This window comes from Dietzia sp. 179-F 9C3 NHS (assembly GCF_045369825.1).
In the GTDB taxonomy this organism is placed as follows: Bacteria; Actinomycetota; Actinomycetes; order Mycobacteriales; family Mycobacteriaceae; genus Dietzia.
Genome location: NZ_JBIQES010000002.1, coordinates 110,203 through 132,140, shown reverse-complemented (window position 1 = coordinate 132,140; position 21,938 = coordinate 110,203). Strand labels below are relative to the sequence as shown.

At 72.6% G+C, this 21,938-nt stretch carries 20 protein-coding genes; 14 read left to right on the top strand and 6 right to left on the bottom strand.

The features are described 5' to 3' along the window. Nucleotides 1-10: 10 nt before the first annotated feature. The 12 genes from ACH0BZ_RS02965 (at nucleotide 11) to secG (ending at nucleotide 11,557) form a co-directional block, all read left to right on the top strand. Nucleotides 11-634, top strand: coding sequence for a riboflavin synthase (locus ACH0BZ_RS02965; RefSeq protein ID WP_406896467.1), 624 nt, complete (start codon nucleotides 11-13; stop codon nucleotides 632-634). Nucleotides 635-719: 85 nt separating this feature from the next. Then, nucleotides 720-1,964, top strand: coding sequence for a bifunctional 3,4-dihydroxy-2-butanone-4-phosphate synthase/GTP cyclohydrolase II (locus ACH0BZ_RS02960; RefSeq protein ID WP_406896466.1), 1,245 nt, complete (start codon nucleotides 720-722; stop codon nucleotides 1,962-1,964). Continuing rightward, nucleotides 1,961-2,437 (top strand): 6,7-dimethyl-8-ribityllumazine synthase, encoded by a 477-nt coding sequence (gene ribH, locus ACH0BZ_RS02955; protein WP_406896465.1) that lies wholly within the window; start codon nucleotides 1,961-1,963, stop codon nucleotides 2,435-2,437. Before ACH0BZ_RS02960 ends, ribH begins: the two co-directional genes overlap by 4 nt. Beyond that, the gene (locus ACH0BZ_RS02950) at nucleotides 2,434-2,907 is read left to right on the top strand and encodes a PH domain-containing protein (protein WP_406896464.1); all 474 of its coding nucleotides are present in this window, start codon (nucleotides 2,434-2,436) and stop codon (nucleotides 2,905-2,907) included. Before ribH ends, ACH0BZ_RS02950 begins: the two co-directional genes overlap by 4 nt. A 6-nt stretch (nucleotides 2,908-2,913) precedes the next feature. Beyond that, entirely contained in the window at nucleotides 2,914-4,980 is a 2,067-nt protein-coding gene (gene uvrC, locus ACH0BZ_RS02945) for an excinuclease ABC subunit UvrC (protein WP_406896463.1), read from the top strand. Nucleotides 4,981-4,985: 5 nt separating this feature from the next. Continuing rightward, entirely contained in the window at nucleotides 4,986-5,870 is an 885-nt protein-coding gene (gene rapZ, locus ACH0BZ_RS02940) for an RNase adapter RapZ (RefSeq protein WP_406896462.1), read from the top strand. Nucleotides 5,871-5,877: 7 nt separating this feature from the next. Further along, the gene (gene yvcK / locus ACH0BZ_RS02935; protein WP_406896460.1) at nucleotides 5,878-6,876 is read left to right on the top strand and encodes a uridine diphosphate-N-acetylglucosamine-binding protein YvcK; all 999 of its coding nucleotides are present in this window, start codon (nucleotides 5,878-5,880) and stop codon (nucleotides 6,874-6,876) included. A 22-nt stretch (nucleotides 6,877-6,898) separates the two neighbouring features. After that, on the top strand, nucleotides 6,899-7,882 hold the full coding sequence (gene whiA, locus ACH0BZ_RS02930) for a DNA-binding protein WhiA (protein ID WP_406896459.1): 984 nt from the start codon (nucleotides 6,899-6,901) through the stop codon (nucleotides 7,880-7,882). A 142-nt stretch (nucleotides 7,883-8,024) separates the two neighbouring features. Beyond that, complete coding sequence (gap, locus tag ACH0BZ_RS02925) at nucleotides 8,025-9,041, top strand: type I glyceraldehyde-3-phosphate dehydrogenase (protein WP_406896458.1); 1,017 nt, start codon at nucleotides 8,025-8,027, stop codon at nucleotides 9,039-9,041. A 122-nt stretch (nucleotides 9,042-9,163) separates the two neighbouring features. Continuing rightward, the gene (locus ACH0BZ_RS02920) at nucleotides 9,164-10,381 is read left to right on the top strand and encodes a phosphoglycerate kinase (RefSeq protein WP_406896457.1); all 1,218 of its coding nucleotides are present in this window, start codon (nucleotides 9,164-9,166) and stop codon (nucleotides 10,379-10,381) included. A gap of 29 nt (nucleotides 10,382-10,410) precedes the next feature. Then, nucleotides 10,411-11,196: a triose-phosphate isomerase gene (gene tpiA, locus ACH0BZ_RS02915; RefSeq protein WP_406896456.1), complete on the top strand. Its 786-nt coding sequence runs from the start codon at nucleotides 10,411-10,413 to the stop codon at nucleotides 11,194-11,196. 127 nt (nucleotides 11,197-11,323) lie between these two features. Continuing rightward, the gene (gene secG / locus ACH0BZ_RS02910; protein ID WP_406896454.1) at nucleotides 11,324-11,557 is read left to right on the top strand and encodes a preprotein translocase subunit SecG; all 234 of its coding nucleotides are present in this window, start codon (nucleotides 11,324-11,326) and stop codon (nucleotides 11,555-11,557) included. 93 nt (nucleotides 11,558-11,650) lie between these two features. Here secG and pgl read toward each other — a convergent pair whose 3' ends face one another. From pgl to tkt, 5 genes are all read right to left on the bottom strand, one after another. Further along, nucleotides 11,651-12,385 carry a 6-phosphogluconolactonase gene (gene pgl, locus ACH0BZ_RS02905; RefSeq protein WP_406896453.1) on the bottom strand — a complete coding sequence of 245 codons (735 nt, stop codon included), beginning with the start codon at nucleotides 12,383-12,385 and terminating at the stop codon, nucleotides 11,651-11,653. Nucleotides 12,386-12,479: 94 nt separating this feature from the next. Further along, on the bottom strand, nucleotides 12,480-13,400 hold the full coding sequence (locus tag ACH0BZ_RS02900) for a glucose-6-phosphate dehydrogenase assembly protein OpcA (protein WP_406896452.1): 921 nt from the start codon (nucleotides 13,398-13,400) through the stop codon (nucleotides 12,480-12,482). Then, nucleotides 13,397-14,944 carry a glucose-6-phosphate dehydrogenase gene (zwf, locus tag ACH0BZ_RS02895; protein ID WP_406896451.1) on the bottom strand — a complete coding sequence of 516 codons (1,548 nt, stop codon included), beginning with the start codon at nucleotides 14,942-14,944 and terminating at the stop codon, nucleotides 13,397-13,399. The genes ACH0BZ_RS02900 and zwf overlap by 4 nt, the downstream gene beginning before the upstream one ends. Further along, a complete protein-coding gene (gene tal, locus ACH0BZ_RS02890; protein WP_406896450.1) occupies nucleotides 14,941-16,047 on the bottom strand; it encodes a transaldolase in 1,107 nt (368 codons plus the stop codon). The genes zwf and tal overlap by 4 nt, the downstream gene beginning before the upstream one ends. After that, on the bottom strand, nucleotides 16,044-18,155 hold the full coding sequence (tkt, locus tag ACH0BZ_RS02885) for a transketolase (RefSeq protein ID WP_406896449.1): 2,112 nt from the start codon (nucleotides 18,153-18,155) through the stop codon (nucleotides 16,044-16,046). The genes tal and tkt overlap by 4 nt, the downstream gene beginning before the upstream one ends. A gap of 304 nt (nucleotides 18,156-18,459) precedes the next feature. Between tkt and ACH0BZ_RS02880 the strand changes: the two genes are divergently transcribed. Continuing rightward, on the top strand, nucleotides 18,460-19,365 hold the full coding sequence (locus tag ACH0BZ_RS02880; RefSeq protein WP_406896448.1) for a heme o synthase: 906 nt from the start codon (nucleotides 18,460-18,462) through the stop codon (nucleotides 19,363-19,365). Nucleotides 19,366-19,384: 19 nt separating this feature from the next. Here the strand turns inward: ACH0BZ_RS02880 and ACH0BZ_RS02875 are convergent, their stop codons facing one another. Beyond that, nucleotides 19,385-20,353 carry a quinone oxidoreductase family protein gene (locus ACH0BZ_RS02875; protein WP_406896447.1) on the bottom strand — a complete coding sequence of 323 codons (969 nt, stop codon included), beginning with the start codon at nucleotides 20,351-20,353 and terminating at the stop codon, nucleotides 19,385-19,387. Between the two features lie 114 nt (nucleotides 20,354-20,467). Between ACH0BZ_RS02875 and ACH0BZ_RS02870 the strand changes: the two genes are divergently transcribed. Continuing rightward, nucleotides 20,468-21,880 carry a hypothetical protein gene (locus ACH0BZ_RS02870; RefSeq protein ID WP_406896446.1) on the top strand — a complete coding sequence of 471 codons (1,413 nt, stop codon included), beginning with the start codon at nucleotides 20,468-20,470 and terminating at the stop codon, nucleotides 21,878-21,880. Nucleotides 21,881-21,938 lie beyond the last annotated feature (58 nt).

Sequence of the window (21,938 nt, the reverse complement as noted above, 5' to 3'; positions counted from 1 at the left end):
GGAGACACGGATGTTCACCGGAATCGTCGAGGAGCTCGGCACCCTGGAGGCCGTGGAGGCGCTCGGGGACTCCGCGCGGCTGCGGATCCGCGGGCCCCTGGTCACCTCGGACGCCGGCCACGGCGATTCGATCGCCGTCAACGGCGTGTGCCTCACTGTCACGGACGTCACGCCGGGGGAGACCTTCGCAGCGGACGTCATGGCCGAGACCCTCGACCGCACCTCGCTCGGGGACCTGGAGTCCGGTGACCCGGTCAACCTCGAGCGGGCGATGCGGGCCGACGCGCGGTTCGGAGGGCACATCGTCCAGGGCCACGTCGACGGCACCGCCGCGCTGATCAGCCGCACCGAGCACGAGCACTGGCACGTCGTCCGCTTCTCGCTGCCGTCCGACCTGGCGCGATACGTCGTGGAGAAGGGCTCGATCACCGTCTCCGGCACCTCGCTCACGGTCTCGGCGGTGAGCGGCCCGGGCGACGCCGAGCCGTGGTTCGAGGTCTCGCTCATCCCCACGACCCTCGAGGCCACCGTGCTCGGGGCCCTGGGCCCCGGGGACCGGGTGAACCTCGAGGTGGATGTGCTGGCCAAGTACGTCGAGCGGCTGCTCGCCCCCGGCGGTGGTACGACCGACTGAGGGGCGCCGGGGCGGATGCGCCATACTTGAGGCCGTGCCCGCGGCCGGCAACCCGGGCCGACCAGACCTAGGAGAACCCGCACCAGTGACCACCTTCGACGGCATCGACCGCGCCATCGCTGACATCGCGGCGGGACGGGCGGTGGTCGTGGTGGACAGCGAGGACCGCGAGAACGAGGGCGACCTGATCTTTGCCGCCGAACTCGCCACCCCCGAGCTCATGGGCTTTTTGGTCCGGTACTCCTCCGGGTACGTGTGTGTGTCCCTGGAGGCCGAGGACTGCGTCCGACTGGACCTACCGCCCATGCGGGCGATCAACGAAGATCGCCACGACACCGCCTACACCGTGACCGTGGACGCCCGCACCGGCGTCACCACGGGCATCTCGGCCGCCGACCGCGCCCGCACCGCCCGCCTGCTCGCCTCGGCGGACACGGTGCCCGGCGACTTCACCCGCCCCGGCCATGTGGTGCCGCTCCGGGCACGGCCCGGCGGCGTGCTCACCCGGCCCGGGCACACCGAGGCCGCCGTCGACCTCGCCCGTCTGGCCGGCCTGCGCCCGGCCGGCGTGATCTGCGAGATCGTCTCCGAGGACGACCCCACGACCATGGCCCGCACCCCCGAGCTCCGGCGGTTCGCCGACGAACACGGCCTGGCGATGGTCACCATCGAGGCCCTGCAGACCTGGATCCGCACCCACGAGGTCCAGGTGGTCCACGAGGCCGCGGCCCGGATCCCCACCACCGCCGGGACGCTCACCGCCCACGGCTACCGGGACACGCTCCAGGGGGTCGAACACGTCGCGATGGTCGCCGGCGACGTCTCCGGAGGCGAGCCCGTGCCGGTGCGCATCCACTCCGAGTGCCTCACCGGCGACGTGTTCCACTCGCTGCGCTGCGACTGCGGCCCGCAACTCGACGCCGCCGTGGAGGCCGTGTCCGCGGCGGGCCGCGGCGTCGTCCTCTACATGCGTGGACACGAGGGCCGGGGCATCGGCCTGGTCCAGAAGCTGCGGGCCTACCAGCTCCAGGACGAGGGGCGCGACACGGTCGATGCCAACCTCGACCTGGGCCTGCCAGCGGACGCGCGTGACTTCAGCCTGGCCGCCCAGATACTGCGCGACCTCGGGGTCTCCCGGGTCCGGATCATGACCAACAACCCGGCCAAGGCGGACGCCCTGCGGGCCGGCGGCGTCGAGGTGGTCGAGCGGGTGCCCATGCCCACGGCCGTCACCCCCGAGAACGTGCGCTACCTGCGCACCAAGCGGGACCGCATGGGACACCTGCTGGAGGGCCTGGACGACGCACCTGACGAGGAGGATCCCCGATGAGCGGAAGCGGTAGGCCCGAGCTCGTGGTGCCCGACGCGCGCGGACTGCGTCTGGGCGTGGTGGCCTCGACGTGGCACGACGAGATCTGCACCCGGCTCCTCGACCGCGCCCTCGCCGTCGCGAACCAGGCCGGCGCCGAGGTCACCGTCGCCCGTGTGACGGGCGCCGTGGAGCTGCCCGTGGTGGCACAGGAACTCGCCCGCACCCACGACGCCGTGGTGGCGTTGGGCGTCGTGATCCGCGGAGCCACCCCGCACTTCGACTATGTGTGCCGGTCGGTGACCGACGGGCTCACCCGGATCGCGCTGGACGAGGCCACCCCGGTCGCCCACGGAGTGCTCACCACGGAGAACGAGGAGCAGGCCCGGGACCGCGACGGCCACGACGGCGCCGCCGAGGACAAGGGCGGGGAGGCCGTGGCCGCTGCCCTGGGCGCGGCCGTCACCCTTCGCGACCTGAGGGCTGGCCGATGAGCGGGACCTGGGACTTCGAACACCGCCCTCGCCGGCTCCGGCAGGCCGCGATCGTCCTGGCGGCCCTCACCGTGATCGTCCACGTGGTGTGGGCGATCATCCTCGTCCGCGGCGACACGGGCGTGACCCTCGGTACGGGCGACCAGCTCGCCTTTGTGGTGGTGGGGTTCATCTTCGCCGGCGTGTTCCTACTGCCCCTGCGGATCCGCGTCCGCGTGGGCGAGGCCGGCGTCGAGCTGAGCGGGCCGGTCCGCACCCGCCTGTGGGGCTGGGACGACGTGGTGGGTGTGACGTTCCCCCGGTCCAGCCAGTGGCCGCGGCTCGAGCTCCCGGCGTACGAGCACATGGGGATCCTCGCCATCCAGGCGACCGACGGCCAGCTCGCCGTCGAGGCGATGGGCGGCATGCGCGAGGCGATCCGCCGCCACAAGCCGTCGGCCGCGGAACCCGAGACCGTCGCCGACCGCTGATCCGCCGTGGCCGATCCGCGCACGTACCGGCCGGCCCCGGGCTCGATCCCCACCGAGCCCGGTGTCTACCGCTTCCGTGACGAGCACGGGCGGGTCATCTACGTGGGCAAGGCCAAAAACCTCCGCAGCCGCCTCGGCTCCTACTTCGCCGACCTCACCCTCCTGCACCCCCGCACCAGGCAGATGGTCACCGCCGCGGCCGGCGTGCAGTGGACCGTCGTGTCCACTGAGGTCGAGGCCCTCCAGCTCGAGTACACGTGGATCAAGAAGTACGATCCGCGGTTCAACGTCCGGTACCGCGACGACAAGACCTACCCGCTGCTCGCGGTGACCGTGGGTGAGGAGATCCCCCGCGCCTTCGTCTACCGGGGCCCCCGCCGACCCGGGACCCGCTACTTCGGCCCGTACTCCCACGCGTGGGCGATCCGCGACACGCTCGACACCCTGCAGCGGGTGTTCCCCGTCCGGTCGTGCTCGGCGGGCGTGTACAAGCGCCAGGCCCAACTCGGGCGCCCCTGCCTGCTCGGCTACATCGACAAGTGCGCGGCCCCGTGCATCGGCCGGGTCACCCCCGCAGAGCACAGGGTGATCGTGGACGAGCTGTGCGACTTTCTCGCCGGCCGCACGGACGCGATCATGCGGCGCATCGAGAAGCAGATGCTCGAGGCGTCGGAGGAGCTGGACTTCGAGCGCGCCGCGCGGCTGCGCGACGATCTCGGGGCGATGCGCCGAGCCATGGAGAAGCAGGCGGTGGTGCTGGGCGACGGCACCGACGCCGACGTGGTGGGCGTCGAGGCCGACGAGCTCGAGGTGTCCGTCCAGGTGTTCCACGTGCGCGGCGGCCGCATCCGCGGCCAACGCGGCTGGGTGGTGGAGCACGACCACGGCGTGGGCCCCGACGGGCGGTTCGACGCGACGCTCGCGGTGCCCGGGGTGGTCTCCGACTACCTGGCCCAGTTCTACGGCGGCGAGGCCGAACTCGCCGAGGCCGGGGGCGAGGGCGCCGGAGGACTGGCCGCCGCCGTCCCGCGCGAGGTCCTCGTGCCCGCCCTGCCGGAGGATTCCGACGAGCTCGCCGGCTGGCTCTCCGGCCTGCGCGGCTCCCGCGTCTCGTTGCGGGTGCCACGGCGCGGCGACAAGCGTTCGCTCGCCGAGACCGTGCACCGCAATGCCGTGGAGGCGCTCACCCAGCACAAACTGCGGCGCAGCGGGGACCTCACCGCACGCTCGGCGGCGCTGCAGGAGATCCAGGAGACACTCGAGCTGGAGACCGCACCCCTGCGTATCGAGTGCGTGGACATCTCCCACATCCAGGGCACGGACGTCATGGCCTCGCTCGTGGTGTTCGAGGACGGCATCCCCCGCAAGAGCGACTACCGCCTCTACCGGATCCGCGAGGCCGCCGGCGACGGCCACTCCGACGACGTGGCGAGCATCGCCGAGGTCACCCGCCGGCGCTTCCGACGGCACCACGAGGACCCCGCTATGACGCCGGACGACGCGGACGGCCCGGTCGACGACGAGGCGGGCGCCGGCGGCGGCGAGGCGGCCGCGCCGACCCGCCGCTTCGCCTATCCACCCCAGCTCTACGTGGTGGACGGCGGGCGGCCGCAGGTCGAGGCCGCCGCCGAAGTGCTCGCCGAGCTGGGCGTGACCGACGTCCCCGTGATCGGGATCGCCAAGCGCCTCGAGGAGATCTGGCTGCCGGGGGAGGAGTACCCGGTGATCTTCCCACGCCACGGCGAGGGCCTGTTCCTGCTGCAGCGCTTGCGCGACGAGGCCCACCGCTTCGCGATCCGCGCCCACCGCGGGGCGCGCACCAAGCGCATGACGGCCTCGGTGCTCGACGGGGTCGCCGGCCTCGGCCCGGCCCGGCGGGCGGCGCTGCTGGAGAAGTTCGGGACGGTCTCAGCGCTGCGCGCGGCGTCCATCGAGGAGCTCTGCGGGGTCCCGGGGATCGGCCCCGGGACTGCGGAGGCGATCCGAACCGCGCTGGGTACCGACGCGGCCCCCGCCGACGTGACAGACTCGGACGGGGCCGCCGATCCCGGCCCGGAGAGCGACACGAGGTGACCACGGTGGAGGAGAACGACGCGACCGAAGAGCGCGCGCCGGAGCTGCTGTTCATCAGCGGCATGTCCGGGGCCGGCAAGGGCACGGCCTCCAAGGTCCTCGAGGAGTTCGGCTGGTACGTCGTCGACAACCTGCCGGTGGGCCTCGTCGAGGAACTCCTCGACCGGGTGCTCGCCTCCGGCGACGCGCCCACCCGACTGGCGGTGGTGGCGGACGTCCGCAGCCTCGGCTTCCTCGACCACCTGCAGGCGCTGGTCAGGCGGCTCGACGCCCGCGAGCGCACCCGCATCCTCTTCCTCGACGCCTCCGACGAGGCCCTGGTCAAGCGCTTCAACAACGTCCGCCGCTCGCACCCGCTGCAGAACGGCGACGGGCTCGTGGAAGGCATCCAGCGCGAGCGCCGGCTCCTGGAGAGCATCCGCGGACGGGCCGACGTCGTCGTCGACACCACCTCCCTCACCGTCCACGACCTGCGCCGCCGGCTCGAGTCGCCCTTCGGCGACCCCGGCTTCGACTTCCACCTCACCGTGGAGTCCTTCGGCTTCAAGTACGGCGTCCCCGTGGACGTGGACATGCTGCTGGACATGCGATTCCTGCCCAACCCGCACTGGATCCCCGAGTTGCAGCCGCACAACGGGCGCGAGAAACCGGTCCAGGACTACGTGCTCGCCGACCCCTCGATCGAGGAGTACCTGGCCTCGGCCGTCACCATGATCCGGCTCGCGATGGACGGTTATCGCCGAGAGGGCAAGCGGTACATGACCATCGCCGTCGGCTGTACGGGGGGCAAGCACCGCAGCGTCGCGATCACCGAGTCGCTGGCCTCCCGCCTCTCGGCGCTGGAGGCCGTCGACGTCCACGTACGGCACCGCGATCTCGGGCGGGAGTGAGCACGCCATGCCCGACACCCATGCCGGCGGGGACGGCCCCCGGATCCCGTCCCTGGTGGCGCTCGGCGGCGGCCACGGCCTGTCCGCCACGCTCCGGGCGGCCCGGCTCGTGGCCGACGACGTCACCGCGGTGGTCACCGTCGCCGACGACGGCGGCTCCTCGGGCCGGCTGCGCCGCGAGCTCGACATCCTCCCGCCCGGCGACCTGCGCATGGCGCTGTGCGCGCTCGCGGGCAGGGACGACCACCACGAGATGCTCACGCGGCTGTTCCAGCACCGCTACGGCGGGTCCGGGGCGCTCGCCGGTCACGCCGTGGGCAACCTCGTCTTTGCCGGCCTGTGGGAGATGCTCGGGGATCCGCTCGAGGCGCTCGAGGTGGTGGGCGAACTCCTGGGAGTGACGGGGCGGGTGCTGCCGATGTCTCCGGTCGGGCTCGACATCGCCGCCGAGGTCGTGGGCCTGGAGGCCGACCCGCGCGTGGTCCGGACCATCGTCGGCCAGGTCGCCGTCGCCACCACCCCCGGCCAGGTGCGCCGGGTCCGGCTCATCCCGGACGACCCGCCGGCGGCCGATGGGGTGGTCGAGGCGATCGAGCGGGCCGACGCGGTGGTGCTCGGACCGGGCTCGTGGTTCACCAGCGTCATCCCCAACGTCCTCGTGCCTGCGATCGCCGACGCTCTCTCGCGGACGTCCGCGCGCAAGATCCTCGTGCTCAACCTCGCTCCGCAACCGGGCGAGACCGCCGGGTTCTCCGCCGAGCGACACCTCCACGTGCTGCGCCAGCACGCCCAGGACGTGGAGGTCGACGTGGTCCTGGTGGACCCTCGTATGCAGCTCAGTGCCACCGAGCGCGACCACCTGGAGCGGGCGGCCGCCGGCCTCGGCGCCCGCGTGCTCACCGCGGAAGTGGCCTGCACGGCCGCGGATGGGACGATGAGAGCAGTTCACGATCCGGCCCTGCTGGCCGCGGCCCTCGCCGCCGCCCGGGCCGGTACCGACGCATGACCCCGGAGTGAAGGAGCAGGGCGTGTCGCTGACCGCGCAGGTCAAGTCCGAGCTGGTGAGGGCCCCGGTGGGCCAGTCCGAGACCAGGAGGGCCGAGGTGGCTGCCCTCCTGCGCTTCGCCGGGACGCTCCAGGTTCTCTCCGGTCGGCTCGTGATCGAGGCCGAGGTGGACTCCGGCGAGATCGCCGACCGACTCGCCGGCGAGCTCGACTCGTTGTTCGGGGTGGCCTGCGAGATCCACCCGATCGGCGGCTCCGGTGGCCGGCCGGCCCGCAAGTTCGTCCTCCGCGTGATCGACCGGGGAGCCGATCTCGCCCGGCAGCTCGGGCTCGTCGACGGCAAGGGCCGCGCGGTGCGGGGCCTACCGGCCGCGGTCGTCGGCGGATCCGTCGCGGCGGCCGAGGCGGCGTGGCGCGGGGCGTTCCTCGCCCACGGCTCGCTCACGGAGCCGGGTCGGTCCTCGGCGCTCGAGGTCACGGCGCCCGGCGCCGAGGCCGCGATGGCGCTCGTCGGCGCCGCCCGGCGGCTCGGCGTCACCGCCAAGGCCCGCGAGGTGCGGGGAGGGGACCGGGTGGTGCTGCGCGACGGCGAGGCGATCGGGATCCTGCTCGCGCGGATGGGCGCCACGTCCACCCGGGACGTCTGGGAGGAGCGCCGGTCGCGGCGGGAGGTCCGTGCCACGGCCAACCGTCTGGCCAACTTCGACGACGCCAACCTGCGCCGCTCGGCCCGCGCCGCGGTGGCGGCGGCCGCCCGTGTCCAGCGGGCCCTGGAGATTCTCGCCGAGGACGTGCCGGACCACCTGCTGGCCGCCGGCGAGCTGCGGGTGCAGCACCGGCAGGCCTCTCTCGAGGAGCTCGGGCAGCTCGCGGATCCGCCCATGACCAAGGACGCGGTCGCCGGCCGGATCCGGCGCCTGCTGTCCATGGCGGACCGCAAGGCCGCCGACCTCGGGATCCCGGACACCGAGTCCGTGGTCACCGAGGACATGCTCGACGACGCCTGAGCCCCCTCTCCGTGCACACCTGCGGCCGGACCCCGCACGGACACCGGGACAGGCGGGTAGTGTCGACCGCGAGCCCAGGTCGGCGCACCCATACCCGGCCCGGTACCCACACATCCGAGAACCACCCATAAGGAGACATCACGTGACCGTGCGCGTAGGCATCAACGGATTCGGACGTATCGGCCGGAACTTCTTCCGTGCGGTGGAGGCCCTCAAGGCCGAGGGCAAGACGGATATCGAGATCGTCGCCGTCAACGACCTCACCACCAACGACATGCTCGCCCACCTGCTCAAGTACGACTCGATCCTCGGTCGCCTGGGCAAGGACGTCACGTTCGACGACTCCTCGATCACCGTCGGCGGCGTCAAGATGGGCGCCCTCGCCGTCAAGGAGGGCCCCGCCTCCGTGCCGTGGGGCGACTACGACGTGGACATCGTGGTGGAGTCCACCGGCATCTTCACCGACGCCGAGAAGGCCAAGGGGCACCTCGAGGGCGGCGCCAAGAAGGTCATCATCTCCGCGCCCGCCACCAACGAGGACATCACCATCGTCATGGGCGTCAACGACGACCAGTACGACGGCTCGCAGACGGTCATCTCCAACGCGTCCTGCACCACGAACTGCCTCGCGCCGGTCGCCAAGGTCCTCTCCGACGAGTTCGGCATCGTCAAGGGCCTCATGACCACGGTCCACGCCTACACACAGGACCAGAACCTGCAGGACGCGCCGCACAAGGACCCGCGTCGGGCCCGCGCCGCCGCCATCAACATGGTGCCCACCTCGACCGGCGCCGCCAAGGCCGTCGCGCTGGTGCTGCCGGAACTCAAGGGCAAGTTCGACGGCTACGCCGTCCGCGTCCCGCTGCCCACCGGCTCGCTCACCGACCTCACGGTCGAGCTGGAGAAGAAGGCCTCGGTCGACGAGGTCAACGCCGCGATCAAGGCTGCCGCCGAGGGGCCGATGAAGGGCATCCTCAAGTACACGGAGGACCCGATCGTCTCCTCTGACATCGTCACCGACCCGCACTCGTCGATCTTCGATGCGCAGCTCACCAAGGCGATCGACGGCCAGATCAAGATCGCCTCGTGGTACGACAACGAGTGGGGCTACTCCAACCGCCTCGCCGACATCGTCGGCCTCGTCGGCAAGTCGCTGTAGAGCCTCACGGCCCTGAGCACGGAGCACCACCACCGGGCCCGGCCCGGGAACGCCGCAGGCGCGTCCCGGCCGGGCCCGGCCCACATATCCACCCCACCGAATCTCCTCAAGGAGTCCACCCCATGGCCGTGAGCACGCTCAAGGACCTGCTCGACGCCGGCGTCGAGGGTCGCAAGATCCTCGTCCGCTGCGACCTCAACGTCCCCCTCGACGGGAAGACCATCACCGACGCCGGCCGGATCACGGCCTCTCTGCCCACTCTCAACGCCCTGCTGGACGCCGGGGCGGCGCTCGTGATCACCGCGCACCTCGGTCGCCCCAAGGGCGAGCCCAGCGACGAGTTCTCGCTCGCTCCCGTGGCGGAGAAGCTCGGCGACGAGCTCGGCCGCTACGTTCAGCTCGCCGGGGACGTCGTGGGCCCGGACGCCCGCGAGCGCGCCAACGGCCTCACCGACGGCGACGTGCTGCTCGTGGAGAACGTCCGCTTTGATCCCCGCGAGACCAGCAAGGACGACGCCGAACGCGCCGAGTTCGCCCGCGAGCTCGCCGCGCTGGTGGGCGAGGACGGCGCGTTCGTCTCCAACGGCTTCGGCGTGGTCCACCGCAAGCAGACCTCCGTCTACGACGTGGCGCAGGTGCTGCCCGCCTACGCCGGCGACCTCGTGCAGAGCGAGGTCGACGTGCTCGCCGACCTCACGGGCGACCCGGAGCGGCCCTACGCGGTGGTGCTGGGCGGCTCCAAGGTCTCGGACAAGCTCGCCGTCATCGAGGCCCTCGCCCCCAAGGTCGACACCCTCGTCATCGGTGGCGGCATGTGCTTCACCTTCCTCGCCGCGCAGGGCTACGGCGTGGGCTCCTCGCTGCTGCAGGAGGAGATGCTCGACACCTGTAAGGACCTGCTCACCAAGTACGGCGACGTCATCTCGCTGCCGGTCGACGTGGTGGCCGCCGACTCCTTCTCCGCCGACGCACCCCACACGACCGTCGCCGCAGACGCGATTCCCGAGGGCAAGATGGGCCTGGACATCGGACCCGAATCGGTGGCCGCGTTCGCCGAGAAGCTCACGGAGGCCAAGACCGTCTTCTGGAACGGCCCCATGGGCGTGTTCGAGTTCGAGGCGTTCGCCGCCGGCACCCGCGGCGTGGCCGAGGCGATCATCGCAGCCACCGCTGACGGCGCGTTCTCCGTGGTGGGCGGCGGCGACTCCGCCGCGGCCGTGCGCACCCTCGGCCTGGGGGAGGAGAACTTCTCCCACATTTCCACCGGTGGCGGCGCGTCGCTGGAGTACCTCGAGGGCAAGGAGCTCCCGGGCGTCACCGCCCTCGAGCGCACCAACTGATCGCCGACCAGCCGACCACAGGAGAGAACATGTCCCGCACCCCGCTCATCGCCGGCAACTGGAAGATGAACCTCAACCACCTCGAGGCGATCGCGCTCGTGCAGAAGGTGGCCTTTGCGCTGCCGGAGAAGTACCTCGACAAGGTGGACGTGGCGTTCATCCCGCCGTTCACCGACATCCGGGGCGTCCAGATCGTCATCGAGGGCGACAAGCTCGGCTTCGGCTACGGGGCGCAGGACGTCTCCGTGCACGAGTCCGGCGCCTACACCGGCGAGGTGTCCGCAGGGATGCTCGCGAAGCTCGGCTGCACCTACGTGGTGGTGGGTCACTCGGAGCGGCGCGAATACCACGCCGAGACCGACGAACTGGTGGCCGCCAAGGCCGCGGCGTGCCACAAGCACGGCCTGACCCCGATCGTGTGCGTGGGCGAGAAGCTCGAGGTGCGCGAGGCGGGGGAGCACGTCTCCGTCGTCGTCGAGCAGCTCAAGGGCTCCCTCGCCGGGCTGTCCGCCGATCAGCTCGCCGGCACCGTCGTCGCGTACGAGCCGGTGTGGGCCATCGGCACCGGCAAGACCGCCTCCGCGGCCGACGCCCAGGAGGTCTGCAAGGCCATCCGAGACGCTCTGGCCGAGCTGGCCGACGCCGAGACGGCCGAGACCATGCGGGTGCTCTACGGCGGCAGCATGAACGCCTCCAACGTAGGTGAGCTGCTCGAGCAGCCCGACGTCGACGGCGGCCTGGTGGGCGGCGCCTCGCTCAAGCCGGACGAGTTCGCCCAGCTGTCGGCCATCGCCGCGGGCGGCCCGCTGCCCTGATCCGACGCGTCCCGTCGCGCCCGCGCCGCCCGCGCGGGCGTGGCGGGATTCGGCCCCGCGCACCGAGCGGGTATCCTGGAGCGGTCGCCACCCGACCGATCGACCCGACGTGAGGCACGAACCGCACATGAAGCTCGCCCTGGACATCTTCCTCGTCATCACCAGCCTGCTGATGATGCTCTTCATCCTGCTGCACCGCGGCAAGGGTGGCGGCCTGTCCTCGCTGTTCGGCGGCGGCGTGCAGTCGTCCCTCTCCGGCTCGAGCGTCGTGGAGCGCAACCTCGACCGCGTGACCATCATCGTGGCGGTCCTGTGGACCATCGCGATCGTCGCCGTCGGCCTGGTCGTCAGCTTCGACTGACCGCACACGGACTCCGGCGCCCGGCGGGCGCCACGCACGGGGTGCGTCTCCCTCCGGGGGAGCGCACCCCGTCGTCGTCTCCGGGACCGGTCGCTAGCCCAGCTGCGAGGCGGATGCCTCGTCGAGGAAGAACACCGTGGACTCCCGGCCCACGGCTCCGGCGACCGGCCAGTCGGACGGCGCGGCGCCCGCGACGGCCCGGGCCACCGCCTCCGCCTTCTCGGCGCCGGCGGCCACCACGTACACGTGGCGGGAGCGGCGCACCGCGGGGAGGGTGAAGGTGACGCGCTCCGGGGGCGGCTTGGGGCAGTCGCGGACCCCGACGGCGAGGCGGTCGGTCTCCGCGACGGCCGGCGAGTCGGGGAAGATCGAGTCGATGTGCCCCTCGTGGCCCATGCCCAGGAGCGTGACGTCGAACAGCGGCGCGTCCCCCTCCGGAAGGTCCAGGCCGTCGAGGAAACGCGCGGCCGCCGCGTCCACATCGGAGTCCTCCGCGGTCCGCGCGGGCCAGCGGTGCACGGTCGGCCGGTCGCCGAGCGCGTCGAGGAGGGCGGCGTCGAGCTGGCCGTCGTTGCGCTCCGGGTCGCCGGCGGGGACGAAGCGCTCGTCGCCGAAGTAGATCGTCACCCGCTCCCAGTCCACGGCGTGCGCGGCGAGCGCGGCCGCCGTTCGCACCCCCACAGAGCCGCCGGTGAGCGAGAGCACCGCCCGGCCGGAGTCGGCGATCCTCTCCGCGAGGCGCGCCGCGGTCTCGGCGGCGGCCGCGCTCGCGAGCGCGTCGGCGTCGGTGTGGACGGTGATCGTCCGGGGCTCGGGGTCGGGGGACACGGGGCCTCCTCGGCGGCGGGTCTGCGGTCCGGTCGGGGCCGGATCGGTCGCCGTCCACCCTAGCCGCGCCCGTCGGTGCGGGAGTCGTGGCCGGTCAGCGCACCGAGGCCGAGGTGTAGATCACGCGGTCGTGGCAGGCCAGCGCGTCGGCGTACACGCCGTCCGCGTCCATCCGGCGCAGCTCCTCGGCCAGGCAGTCGGCCACGGACCGGGCGACCAGCGCCACCCGGGTCGGCGGCTGCCCGGTCACGCGGAGCTCCGCGGTGGTGGGGCCCACCTGCTCGAGGACGATCGACCCGGAGGCCCGTTCCAGCACGACCATCGAGGGCCCGACGGCCCGGTGCACGTCGATCCCGAGCCGGGAGGCGAGCCAGCCGCCGGCGAGGTCGACCGACGCGGCGCGTTCGGCGCCGCACACGGTGGCGCCGGTGATCGGTTCGAACGGTGCGCGGTCGAGGGTCGCGGCGAGCAGGGACCGCCAGTGGGTGATCCGGGCCCAGGCGAGGTCGGTGTCGCCGGGGGAGTAGCCGGCGGCCCGCTTGGCGAGTGCGTCGGTGGGGTGCCCTTCGGCGTCGGAGTCGACGATGCGGCGCCGCGCCAGCCGACCCACCTTGTCGACGGCGAGTAGGGTGGGCGAGTTCCGCGGCCACCACACCGCGACCGGGGTGTCCGGCAGCAGCAGCGGGGTGACGAGGGACGCGGACTGCGAGGCCATGCCACCGGACGTCCGCAGCACCACGACCTCGGCCGCGCCGGCGTCGCCGCCCACGCGGATCTGCGCGTCGAGCCGGCTGGCCGCCGCCCGGCTGCCCCGGATCACCACGATGACGCGGCACGGGTGCTCTCGGCTCGCCTCGTTGGCGGCGTCGATGGCCGCCTCGCTGCCGCGGACGTGGTCGGTGAGGACGATGAGCGTGAGGACGCGGCCGATCGTGGACAGGCCCGCCTCCTCGCGGATCTGCACGAGCTTCTTGGAGATGTCCCGGGTCGAGGTGTCGGGTAGGTCGATGATCACGGCCGCCTCCAGGTCCGCCCGCTCCGGGCGAGCATTTCGTCGGCCCCTCGCGGGCCCCACGTGCCGGACTGGTACTGCTCGGGAGGCCCGGACACGGACCACTGCTCGAGGACGGGGTCGAGCAGCTCCCAGCTCAACTCGACCTCGCGGGAGACGGGGAAGAGCGACGGCTCGCCCAGCAGCACGTCCAGGATGAGCCGCTCGTAGGCTTCGGGGGAGGACTCGGTGAACGCCTCGCCGTAAGCGAAGTCCATGTTCACGTCTCGGACCTCCATCGCGGTGCCCGGCACCTTGGAGCCGAAGCGCAGGGTGACGCCCTCGTCGGGCTGGACGCGGATCACCAGGGCGTTCTGGCCCAGCTCCTCGGTCATGGTGGCGTCGAAGGGCAGGTGCGGGGCGCGGCGGAACACCACGGCGATCTCGGTGACCCGGCGGCCGAGTCGCTTGCCGGTCCGCAGGTAGAACGGCACTCCCGCCCAACGCCGGTTGTGGACCTCGAGCGTGAGCGCCGCGAACGTCTCAGTCGTGGAGGCCGGGTCGTAGCCCTCCTCCTCCTTGAGCCCCACGACCTGCTCGGAGCCCTGCCAGCCGCCGGCGTACTGCCCGCGGGCTGTGGTCTCGGCGATGGGCAGCGCCAGCGAAGTGGACTCGAGGACCTTGATCTTCTCGGCCCGCAATGCGGACGCCGAGAAGTCGGTGGGCTCCTCCATCGCGACGAGCGCCATGAGCTGGATCAGGTGGTTCTGGATCACGTCCCGGGCGGCGCCGATGCCGTCGTAGTAGCCGGCCCGACCCCCGAGGCCGATGTCCTCCGCCATGGTGATCTGCACGTGGTCCACGTGGTTGCCGTTCCACACCGGCTCGAAGAGCTGGTTGGCGAAGCGCAGGGCGAGGATGTTCTGAACGGTCTCCTTGCCGAGGTAGTGGTCGATGCGGAACACCGAGTCCTCGGGGAAGACGGCGGCGACCACCTTGTTGAGCTCGCGGGCGCTGGCGAGGTCGTGGCCGAAGGGCTTCTCGATGACGACCCGGCGCCACGACAGGTCGGTGGCCCGGGCGCACCCCGTGCGCTCGAGGTGTCGACAGACGGTGGGGAAGTCGTCCGGGGGGATCGAGAGGTAGAAGGCGTAGTTGCCGCCGGTGCCCCGCTCGGTCTCGAGGGCGGTGAGCTGGGCGGCGAGGGCATCGAACCCGGCGTCGTCGTCGAAGGACCCGGTGACGAAGCGCAGGCCTTCGGCGAGCCGCTCCCACACGTCGTCCCGGAACGGGGTGCGGCAGCCCTCCCGCGCGCTCTCGCGGGCGAAGTCGGCGAACTCGGCGTGGGTCCACCGGCGGCGGCCGAAGCCCACGAGCGCGAAGCCCGGCGGCAGCAGGCCGCGGTTGGCCAGGTCGTAGACGGCCGGGATGAGCTTCTTCTTGGACAGGTCGCCGGTCACACCGAAGATGACGAGGCCCGCCGGGCCCGCGATCCGCGGGAGTCGACGGTCCCGCGGATCGCGGAGGGGGTTGACCCAGCCCGCGGGGGCGTCCGTCGAGGGGCTCACGACCCCGCGGGCAGCTCGTCGATGCGGGCGCGGACGGTGTCGAGCAGCCCCTCCCAGGCGCTGACGAACTTCTCGACGCCCTGCTTCTCGAGAAGGGTGAACACCTCGTCGAGGTCGATCCCCTCGGCGCGCAGCGCGTCGAGCGTCTCGTGGGACGCCGCGGCGGTGCCGCGGACGGTGTCGCCCTCGAGTTCCCCGTGGTCGGCGAACGCCTCGATGGTGGGGAAGGGCAGGGTGTTGACGGTCCCGTGGGTCACCAGGCCGGTGACGTACAGGGTGTCCGGGTAGGCGGGGTCCTTGACGCCGGTCGAGGCCCACAGCAGCCGCTGGGGGCGGGCACCCTTCGCCGCGAGCTCGGCGAAGCCGCCCTCGGGGTCGTAGACCTCCTCGTAGACCTCCTGGCAGAGGCGGGCGTTGGCCAGCCCGGCGCGGCCGCGCAGCTCCGAGTCCTCCGGCAGCCGCGAGTCGATCTCGGTGTCCAGTCGGGAGACGAACACCGACGCGACGGAGTGGATGCGGGACACGTCGTGCCCCGCCGCGGCGGCCTTCTCCAGGCCGGCGACGTACGCGCGGGCCACGGCGCGGTACTGGTCCGCAGAAAAGATGAGCGTCACGTTGACGTCGATGCCCCGGCCGATCACCTCGGTGATGGCGGGCAGGCCCGCCTCGGTGGCCGGAATTTTGATCATGACGTTGGGGCGGGCCACCGCGGCGGCCAGCTCGACGGCCTGCTCGATGGTCTCCTCGGTGCGGTCCGCCAGACGGGGGTCCACCTCGAGCGAGACCCGGCCGTCGACGCCGTCGGTGGCCTCGTAGATCCGGGCGAGCACGTCGCACGCGTCCCGGACGTCGGCGGTGGTGAGTGCGCCCACCACGGCGTCGACGTCGCGGTTCTCCGCCACCGCCTCGGCGAGCGCCGACTCGTAGGTCGAGGAGTCGGCGAGCGCGGACTGGAAGATCGCCGGGTTGGTGGTGACGCCCACGATCGAATAGGTGGACATGCGCTGCTCGAGCTCGCCGGAGCGGATGAGCTGGCGCGACAGGTCGTCGAGCCACACCGAGACGCCGGCGGCGCTCAGGGCGGCGAGGTTGGCGTTGGTCATGAGTCCTCCCCTCGGGCGGCCGCGAGGGATTCGCGGGCGGCGGCGACCACCGCGTCGGCGGTGATCCCGAACTCGGCGAACAGGGTCTGGAACGGCGCCGAGGCACCGAAGTGCTCGAGCGAGACGGCTCGGCCGGCGTCGCCCAGGAAGCGGTACCACGGCATCGCGATGCCGGCCTCGACGCTCACCCGGGCCCGCACGGAACGGGGGAGCACCGACTCGCGGTACTCGGCGTCCTGCTGGTCGAAGAACTCGACGCACGGCATCGACACGACCCGGGTCGGCACGCCCTCGGCCTCGAGCGCCTCGCGCGCCTCGACGGCGAGCTGCACCTCGGATCCGGTACCCATGAGGATCAGCTCGGGGGTTCCGGTCGAGGCCTCGGCGAGCACGTAGCCGCCGCGCTCGACGCCCTCGCGGGCCTTCTCCGCGGTGCCCTCGAGCACCGGGACGTTCTGGCGTGTCAGGCACAGGCCCTTGGGGCCGTCGAGCGCCATGAGCATCGCTCGCCACGCGGCGGCGGTCTCGTTGGCGTCGGCGGGCCGGAGCATGGCCAGGTTCGGGATGGCGCGCAGCGCGGCGAGCTGCTCGACCGGCTGGTGCGTGGGGCCGTCCTCGCCGAGGCCGATCGAGTCGTGCGTCCACACGTAGTAGGCGTTGCTGCCCTGCAGGGCCGCGAGTCGGACCGCGGGCCGCATGTACTCGCTGAAGATGAGGAACGTGCCGCCGTACGGGCGGGTCGGGCCGTGAAGGGCGATCCCGTTGAGGATCGCACCCATCGCGTGCTCGCGGATGCCGAAGTGGAGGTTGCGGCCGTAGGGGGACGCGGTCCACATGTCGGTCGAGATCGAGGCCGGACCGAAGGAGTCGGCGCCCTTGATGGGCGTGTTGTTGGACTCGGCCAGGTCCGCGGAGCCGCCCCACAGCTCGGGCAGGGTCTTGCCGAGGGCCTGGATGACCTCCGCCGAGGCCTTACGGGTGGCCACGCCCTTCGGGTCCGCCTCCCACGTCGGCAACTCGGCGTCCCAGCCCTCGGGCAGGTCGCCGGCGTACAGGCGGTCGTAGAGCTTCTTGCCCTCCGGGTTGGCCTCGGCCCACGCGTGGAACATGTCGCTCCACTGGGCGTGGACCCGGGCCCCCCGGTCACGGGCACCCCGGGTGTGGGCGAGCACCTCGTCGTCGACGGTGAACGGCTCCGTTCCGCCCATCCCGACGGCCTCCTTGACCGCGTCGACCTCGTCCTGGCCGAGCGCGGCGCCGTGGGAGGCGCCGGTGTTCATCTTGGTGGGAGCCGGGTAGGCGATGACGGTGCGCAGCACGATGAGCGACGGCTTGTCGGTCACAGCCCGGGCGTCGGCGATCGCCTCCTCGATCGCGGCCACGTCCTCGCCGCCGTTGACCGTCTGGACGTGCCAACCATATGCCTCGTAGCGCGCGGCGACGTCCTCGGTGAAGGCGATCTGGGTGTCGTCCTCGATCGAGATCTTGTTGTCGTCGTAGACGGCGATGAGGTTGCCGAGCTGCTGTGTGCCGGCCAGCGACGACGCCTCCGCCGTCACCCCCTCCTGGAGGTCGCCGTCCGAGGCGATGACGTAGACGAAGTGGTCGAACGGGCTCTTGCCGTACGGGGTGTCCGGGTCGAACAGGCCGCGCTCGTAGCGGGCGGCCATCGCCATGCCCACCGCCGAGGCGAGGCCCTGGCCGAGCGGGCCCGTGGTGATCTCGACGCCGTCGGTGTGGTTCCACTCCGGGTGGCCGGGGGTCTTGGATCCCCACGTCCGCAGGGCCTTGAGGTCCTCGATCTCGAGCCCGAACCCGGCGAGGTAGAGCTGGATGTACTGGGTGAGCGAGGAGTGCCCGCAGGACAGGACGAACCGGTCGCGGCCCACCCACTTGGGGTTCGCCGGGTCGAGCCGCATGACGCGCTGGTACAGCGTGTAGGCCAGGGGCGCCAGGCTCATGGCGGTGCCGGGGTGGCCGCTGCCGCAGTTCTGGACCGCCTCGGCGGCCAGAACACGGGCGGTGTCGACGGCCCGGGTGTCAAGGTCCGTCCAGTCCGAGGGGTGGCGGGCGGTGGTGAGCTCGGTGATCTCCGACGCGCTGGTCACAGGTGGGTCTCCCGGGTCGAGTGTGCGGCGCGGATCCGCGCGCGTGTCGTCAACCACCTTAGTGGTCACCGGCGATCGGGGTCGGGCGGTCCCCGCCCCCGCCTTTTCGCAGGCGTCAGTGGGGAGACGTAGGATCGGCGGGTAAGGCGCGACGAGTGCGACGCGACATCTGCGATGAGGAGTTCCGGTGCACGATTCCACCCCGACCCGGAGTAGGGGGGCTTCCCCCTCCGCTCATGAGGACTCGGGGCGGACGGGCACGGCCCCTGTCGATGCGGGGCGTAGCCGGCCGCTGGACGTGGTGATGGCCTACATCGCCCTCACCAAGCCACGCGTCATCGAGTTGCTCCTCGTGGCCGCGATCCCGGCCCTCCTGCAGGCCGACCGCGGCTCGGTGCACCTCGGGCTCATCCTGCTGACCCTGGTCGGCGGGTGGATGGGCGCGGCCAGCGCCAACACCTTCAACATGGTCGTGGACTACGACATCGACCAGGTGATGAAGCGCACCGAACGCCGTCCGCTCGCCCGGCACGCCGTGACCCGCCGCGCCGCGTTGATCTTCGGCCTCGTCCTGGGCGCGGGGAGCATGCTGTGGCTCGGCCTGCTGGCCAGCAGCTGGCTCGCCGCCTTCTTCATCCTGCTGACGATCCTGTTCTACGTGTTCGTCTACACGATGTTCCTCAAGCGCCGGACCGCGCAGAACGTGGTGTGGGGCGGCGCCGCCGGCTGCATGCCGGTGCTCGTGTCGTGGGCCGTGATCACGGACAACGTCGATGCGGAGACGGGCGCGTGGTGGCAGGCGATCGTCTTGTTTCTCATCATCTTCTTCTGGACGCCGCCCCACACGTGGGCGCTCGCGATGCGCTACAAGGACGACTACGAGGCGGCCGGAGTCCCGATGCTGCCCGTCGTGATGTCCCCCGAGGGCGTCACGCGCCGGATCACCATCTACACGTGGGTCACGGTCCTGTGCACCCTCGCCCTGCTGCCCGCCGCGGGGTGGGTCTACGCCGCCGGCGCGATCGGATTCGGTGCGTGGTTCATCGTCATGGCCCACCGCCTCGAGGCCGGCGTCCGCCGAGGCGTCGAGGTCAAGCCGCTCAAGCTGTTCATCCTGTCGAACAACTACCTCGCCGGTGTGTTCGTGGCGCTCTCCGTGGACGCGGTGCTGGGCCTGCAGACCCTGTCGGAGATGACGACCCTGTTCTGATCCGGGCGCACCTCTCCCGTCAGCGCGTGGGGTCGAGCGTCACCGAACCGGTGGTCTCCCTTGCCTGCAGCGCTCGGTGGGCGTCGGCGGCTTCGGACAATCCGAACGTGGCGCCGACGCTGAGGCGGAGCGTCCCGTCGAGCAGCGCTCCCAGCACCTCGGAGGCCCGGTCCCGGAACTCCTCGGTCGTGGCGATGTAGTCGGCCAGCGTGGGCCGGGTGAGGAACACCGACCCCACGGCGTTGAGCCGCTGGGGGTCGACGGGCGGGACGGGGCCGCTGGCCGCGCCGAACAGCACGAGGGTGCCGCGCCGGCGCAGGGAGGCCAGGCTCACGTCGAAGGTGTCCCGGCCCACGCCGTCGAAGACCGCGGCCACCCCTCCGTCGGAGAGCTCCCGCACCCGCTCCGCCGTGGCCTCCTCGTACCGAAGGACGTGCTCGGCGCCGAGGTCGCGGCACAGCCGCGCCTTCTCCTCGGTAGACGTCGTGGTGATCACCCGCAGGTCCCGCGCCGTGGCCATCTGGATGAGGAGCTGGCCCACGCCGCCGGCGCCTGCGGTGACGAGGACGGCGTCGCCCGGCTCCGCCCGGTGGGTGTCTGTGACGAGGTAATGCGCGGTGAGGCCCTGCAGGAGCAGGGACGCGGCCACCTCGTCGGCCACACCGTCGGGCACCGCGACGAGCTTGTCCGCGGGGACCGCGACGTACTGCGCGTAGGAACCGGGCCCCTGGCACCAGGCGACCCGGTCGCCGACGGCGAGGTCGCTCGTCCCCTCGCCGAGTTCCTCGACGACGCCCGCCCCCTCGCTGCCCGGGACGAACGGCAGGTCCGCGGCATAGACACCCTCGCGGAAGTACGTGTCGATGTAGTTGACACCGATCGCCGTGGTCCGCACCAGGACCTCGCCCGAGCCCGGCGAGGGGACCTCGCGGTCGACCGGGGTGAGGACGTCGGGGTCGCCGTGTCGGGTGATCTCGATGGCACGCATGGGTACCAGTATCCGTGCCCCGGCCGGCTCCTGCAGCGCCGATTCCGGTGGCGGACGGCGGCGAGGTCGGGAGCGCCGCCCGGGCACGGGCGGTGGAGGCGATAGGCTACCCCCATGAGCCTGCAGATCCTTTCCCAGTACGCCGGGGGACCGCGAGTCCGGGCGACCGGCTGGCCGGCCGTGACGACGAGCGGTTCCGCCGCCCCCGCGCCCGCGGAGACGCCGGCCCCCGAGTCCAGCGAGGCGACGGCTCCCGCCGACTCGGCTCGCGCCGCCGAGTCCGCCCCGGCATCCGAGGCCGCTGCCGCAGAGGCTGCTTCAGAGCCCGCCGCCCCGACCTCCGGTGAAGCCGGTGCCGCTCCCGCTGCTGCCGCCTCGACGGCCGCTGCCGTCGGCGGCGCGATCGTGCTAGGCCGTCGGGCCCCCAAGGCACCTGGCGGCGGGGCCTCGACCCTGCACGGCGATCGCATCACGGAGTCCGCGGGCGGCGGCACGGCCGCCCCGTCGGCGCCCGCCGCGGCCACTCCGGCTGCTGCGGCACCGGCCGATGGGCCGGCCACTGCCGAGGAGAAGGCCCCCACCGAGGTGGCCCCGGCCGAGGAGGCCGCTCCCGCCGCCGAGGCTCCGGCGGACAAGCCCGTTGACGCTCCGGCCCCGAAGACCGTCGACGCCCCGGCCGCCTCCGGCGGTGGCCTCACCCTGGGTGGCGGCTCCAAGGCCAAGGCCCCGGGTGGCGGCAAGGCGGGCAAGCTCGTCCTCGGTGGCGGCGCGGCGGCAGCGGCCGCAGGTGCGGCCGGTGCGGCGGCGCAGGGCGACGAGCCCGCCGCGGACGCCTCGGCGGAGAACACTCCCGCCCCGGCGACCGCGAAGGCCGACACGCCTGCCACCGAGCCCGACACGGCGGCGTCCGTGCCGAAGGCCGCCTCGGCTCCCAAGGCGCCCGGCGGTGGCAAGGGCGGCGGGCTCACGCTGGGCGGTGGCTCCAAGGCCAAGGCGCCCGGTGGCGGCGCGGCCGCGGTGACGCTCGGCGGCGGTACGGCTGCCGCGGCTGCGGCGCCGGCCTCGTCGGAGTCGAAGGCCGACGAGCCGGCCGCCGAGGAGAAGGCCTCCGAGCAGGCCGCGCCCGCCGCCGAGGACGCGACGGACACCCCGGCCGAGGCTCCCGCCGAGAAGCCGGCGGAGGCCGCGCCCGCTGCGAAGGCCCCCGAGGAGAAGTCGGAGCCGGAGCCCGCGGGCCCGACCCCGTCCAAGCGCTCGGCCAAGTTCGTCCACAAGTTCCTCGGTCGGCACGGCGGCACCGCGGACGTGGTGCTGCAGCCGGTCGGCCGCCGCGGGATCCGCGTGACGCTGGTCGGCGCCGACGGCACGATGGACGACTACATGGTCGACACGCTTTCCGAGGCCGAGGCGATCCGCGACTCGATCGACGGTCTGACCGGGTCCGACTGGACGCGCGAGCTCGTCGCGAAGGCCGACGTCCCCGCCGGCCACTGGAAGCGCATGGCGGGCTCGGGCGCGCTCGTCTGAGCCGTTCCCCGCCGGGATCCCCGGTGTCCCCGCGTCGGGACGCCGGGGATCTGCTCGT

What these genes read in the sequence shown, in the direction of transcription:
- ACH0BZ_RS02965 (WP_406896467.1), top strand. Translation starts at nt 11, where the DNA reads ATGTTCACCGGAATCGTCGAGGAGCTCGGCACCCTGGAGGCCGTGGAG.
- ribH (WP_406896465.1), top strand. Translation starts at nt 1,961, where the DNA reads ATGAGCGGAAGCGGTAGGCCCGAGCTCGTGGTGCCCGACGCGCGCGGA.
- ACH0BZ_RS02950 (WP_406896464.1), top strand. Translation starts at nt 2,434, where the DNA reads ATGAGCGGGACCTGGGACTTCGAACACCGCCCTCGCCGGCTCCGGCAG.
- yvcK (WP_406896460.1), top strand. Translation starts at nt 5,878, where the DNA reads ATGCCCGACACCCATGCCGGCGGGGACGGCCCCCGGATCCCGTCCCTG.
- ACH0BZ_RS02920 (WP_406896457.1), top strand. Translation starts at nt 9,164, where the DNA reads ATGGCCGTGAGCACGCTCAAGGACCTGCTCGACGCCGGCGTCGAGGGT.
- tpiA (WP_406896456.1), top strand. Translation starts at nt 10,411, where the DNA reads ATGTCCCGCACCCCGCTCATCGCCGGCAACTGGAAGATGAACCTCAAC.
- secG (WP_406896454.1), top strand. Translation starts at nt 11,324, where the DNA reads ATGAAGCTCGCCCTGGACATCTTCCTCGTCATCACCAGCCTGCTGATG.
- tal (WP_406896450.1), bottom strand. Translation starts at nt 16,047, where the DNA reads ATGACCAACGCCAACCTCGCCGCCCTGAGCGCCGCCGGCGTCTCGGTG.
- ACH0BZ_RS02880 (WP_406896448.1), top strand. Translation starts at nt 18,460, where the DNA reads ATGGCCTACATCGCCCTCACCAAGCCACGCGTCATCGAGTTGCTCCTC.
- ACH0BZ_RS02875 (WP_406896447.1), bottom strand. Translation starts at nt 20,353, where the DNA reads ATGCGTGCCATCGAGATCACCCGACACGGCGACCCCGACGTCCTCACC.
- ACH0BZ_RS02870 (WP_406896446.1), top strand. Translation starts at nt 20,468, where the DNA reads ATGAGCCTGCAGATCCTTTCCCAGTACGCCGGGGGACCGCGAGTCCGG.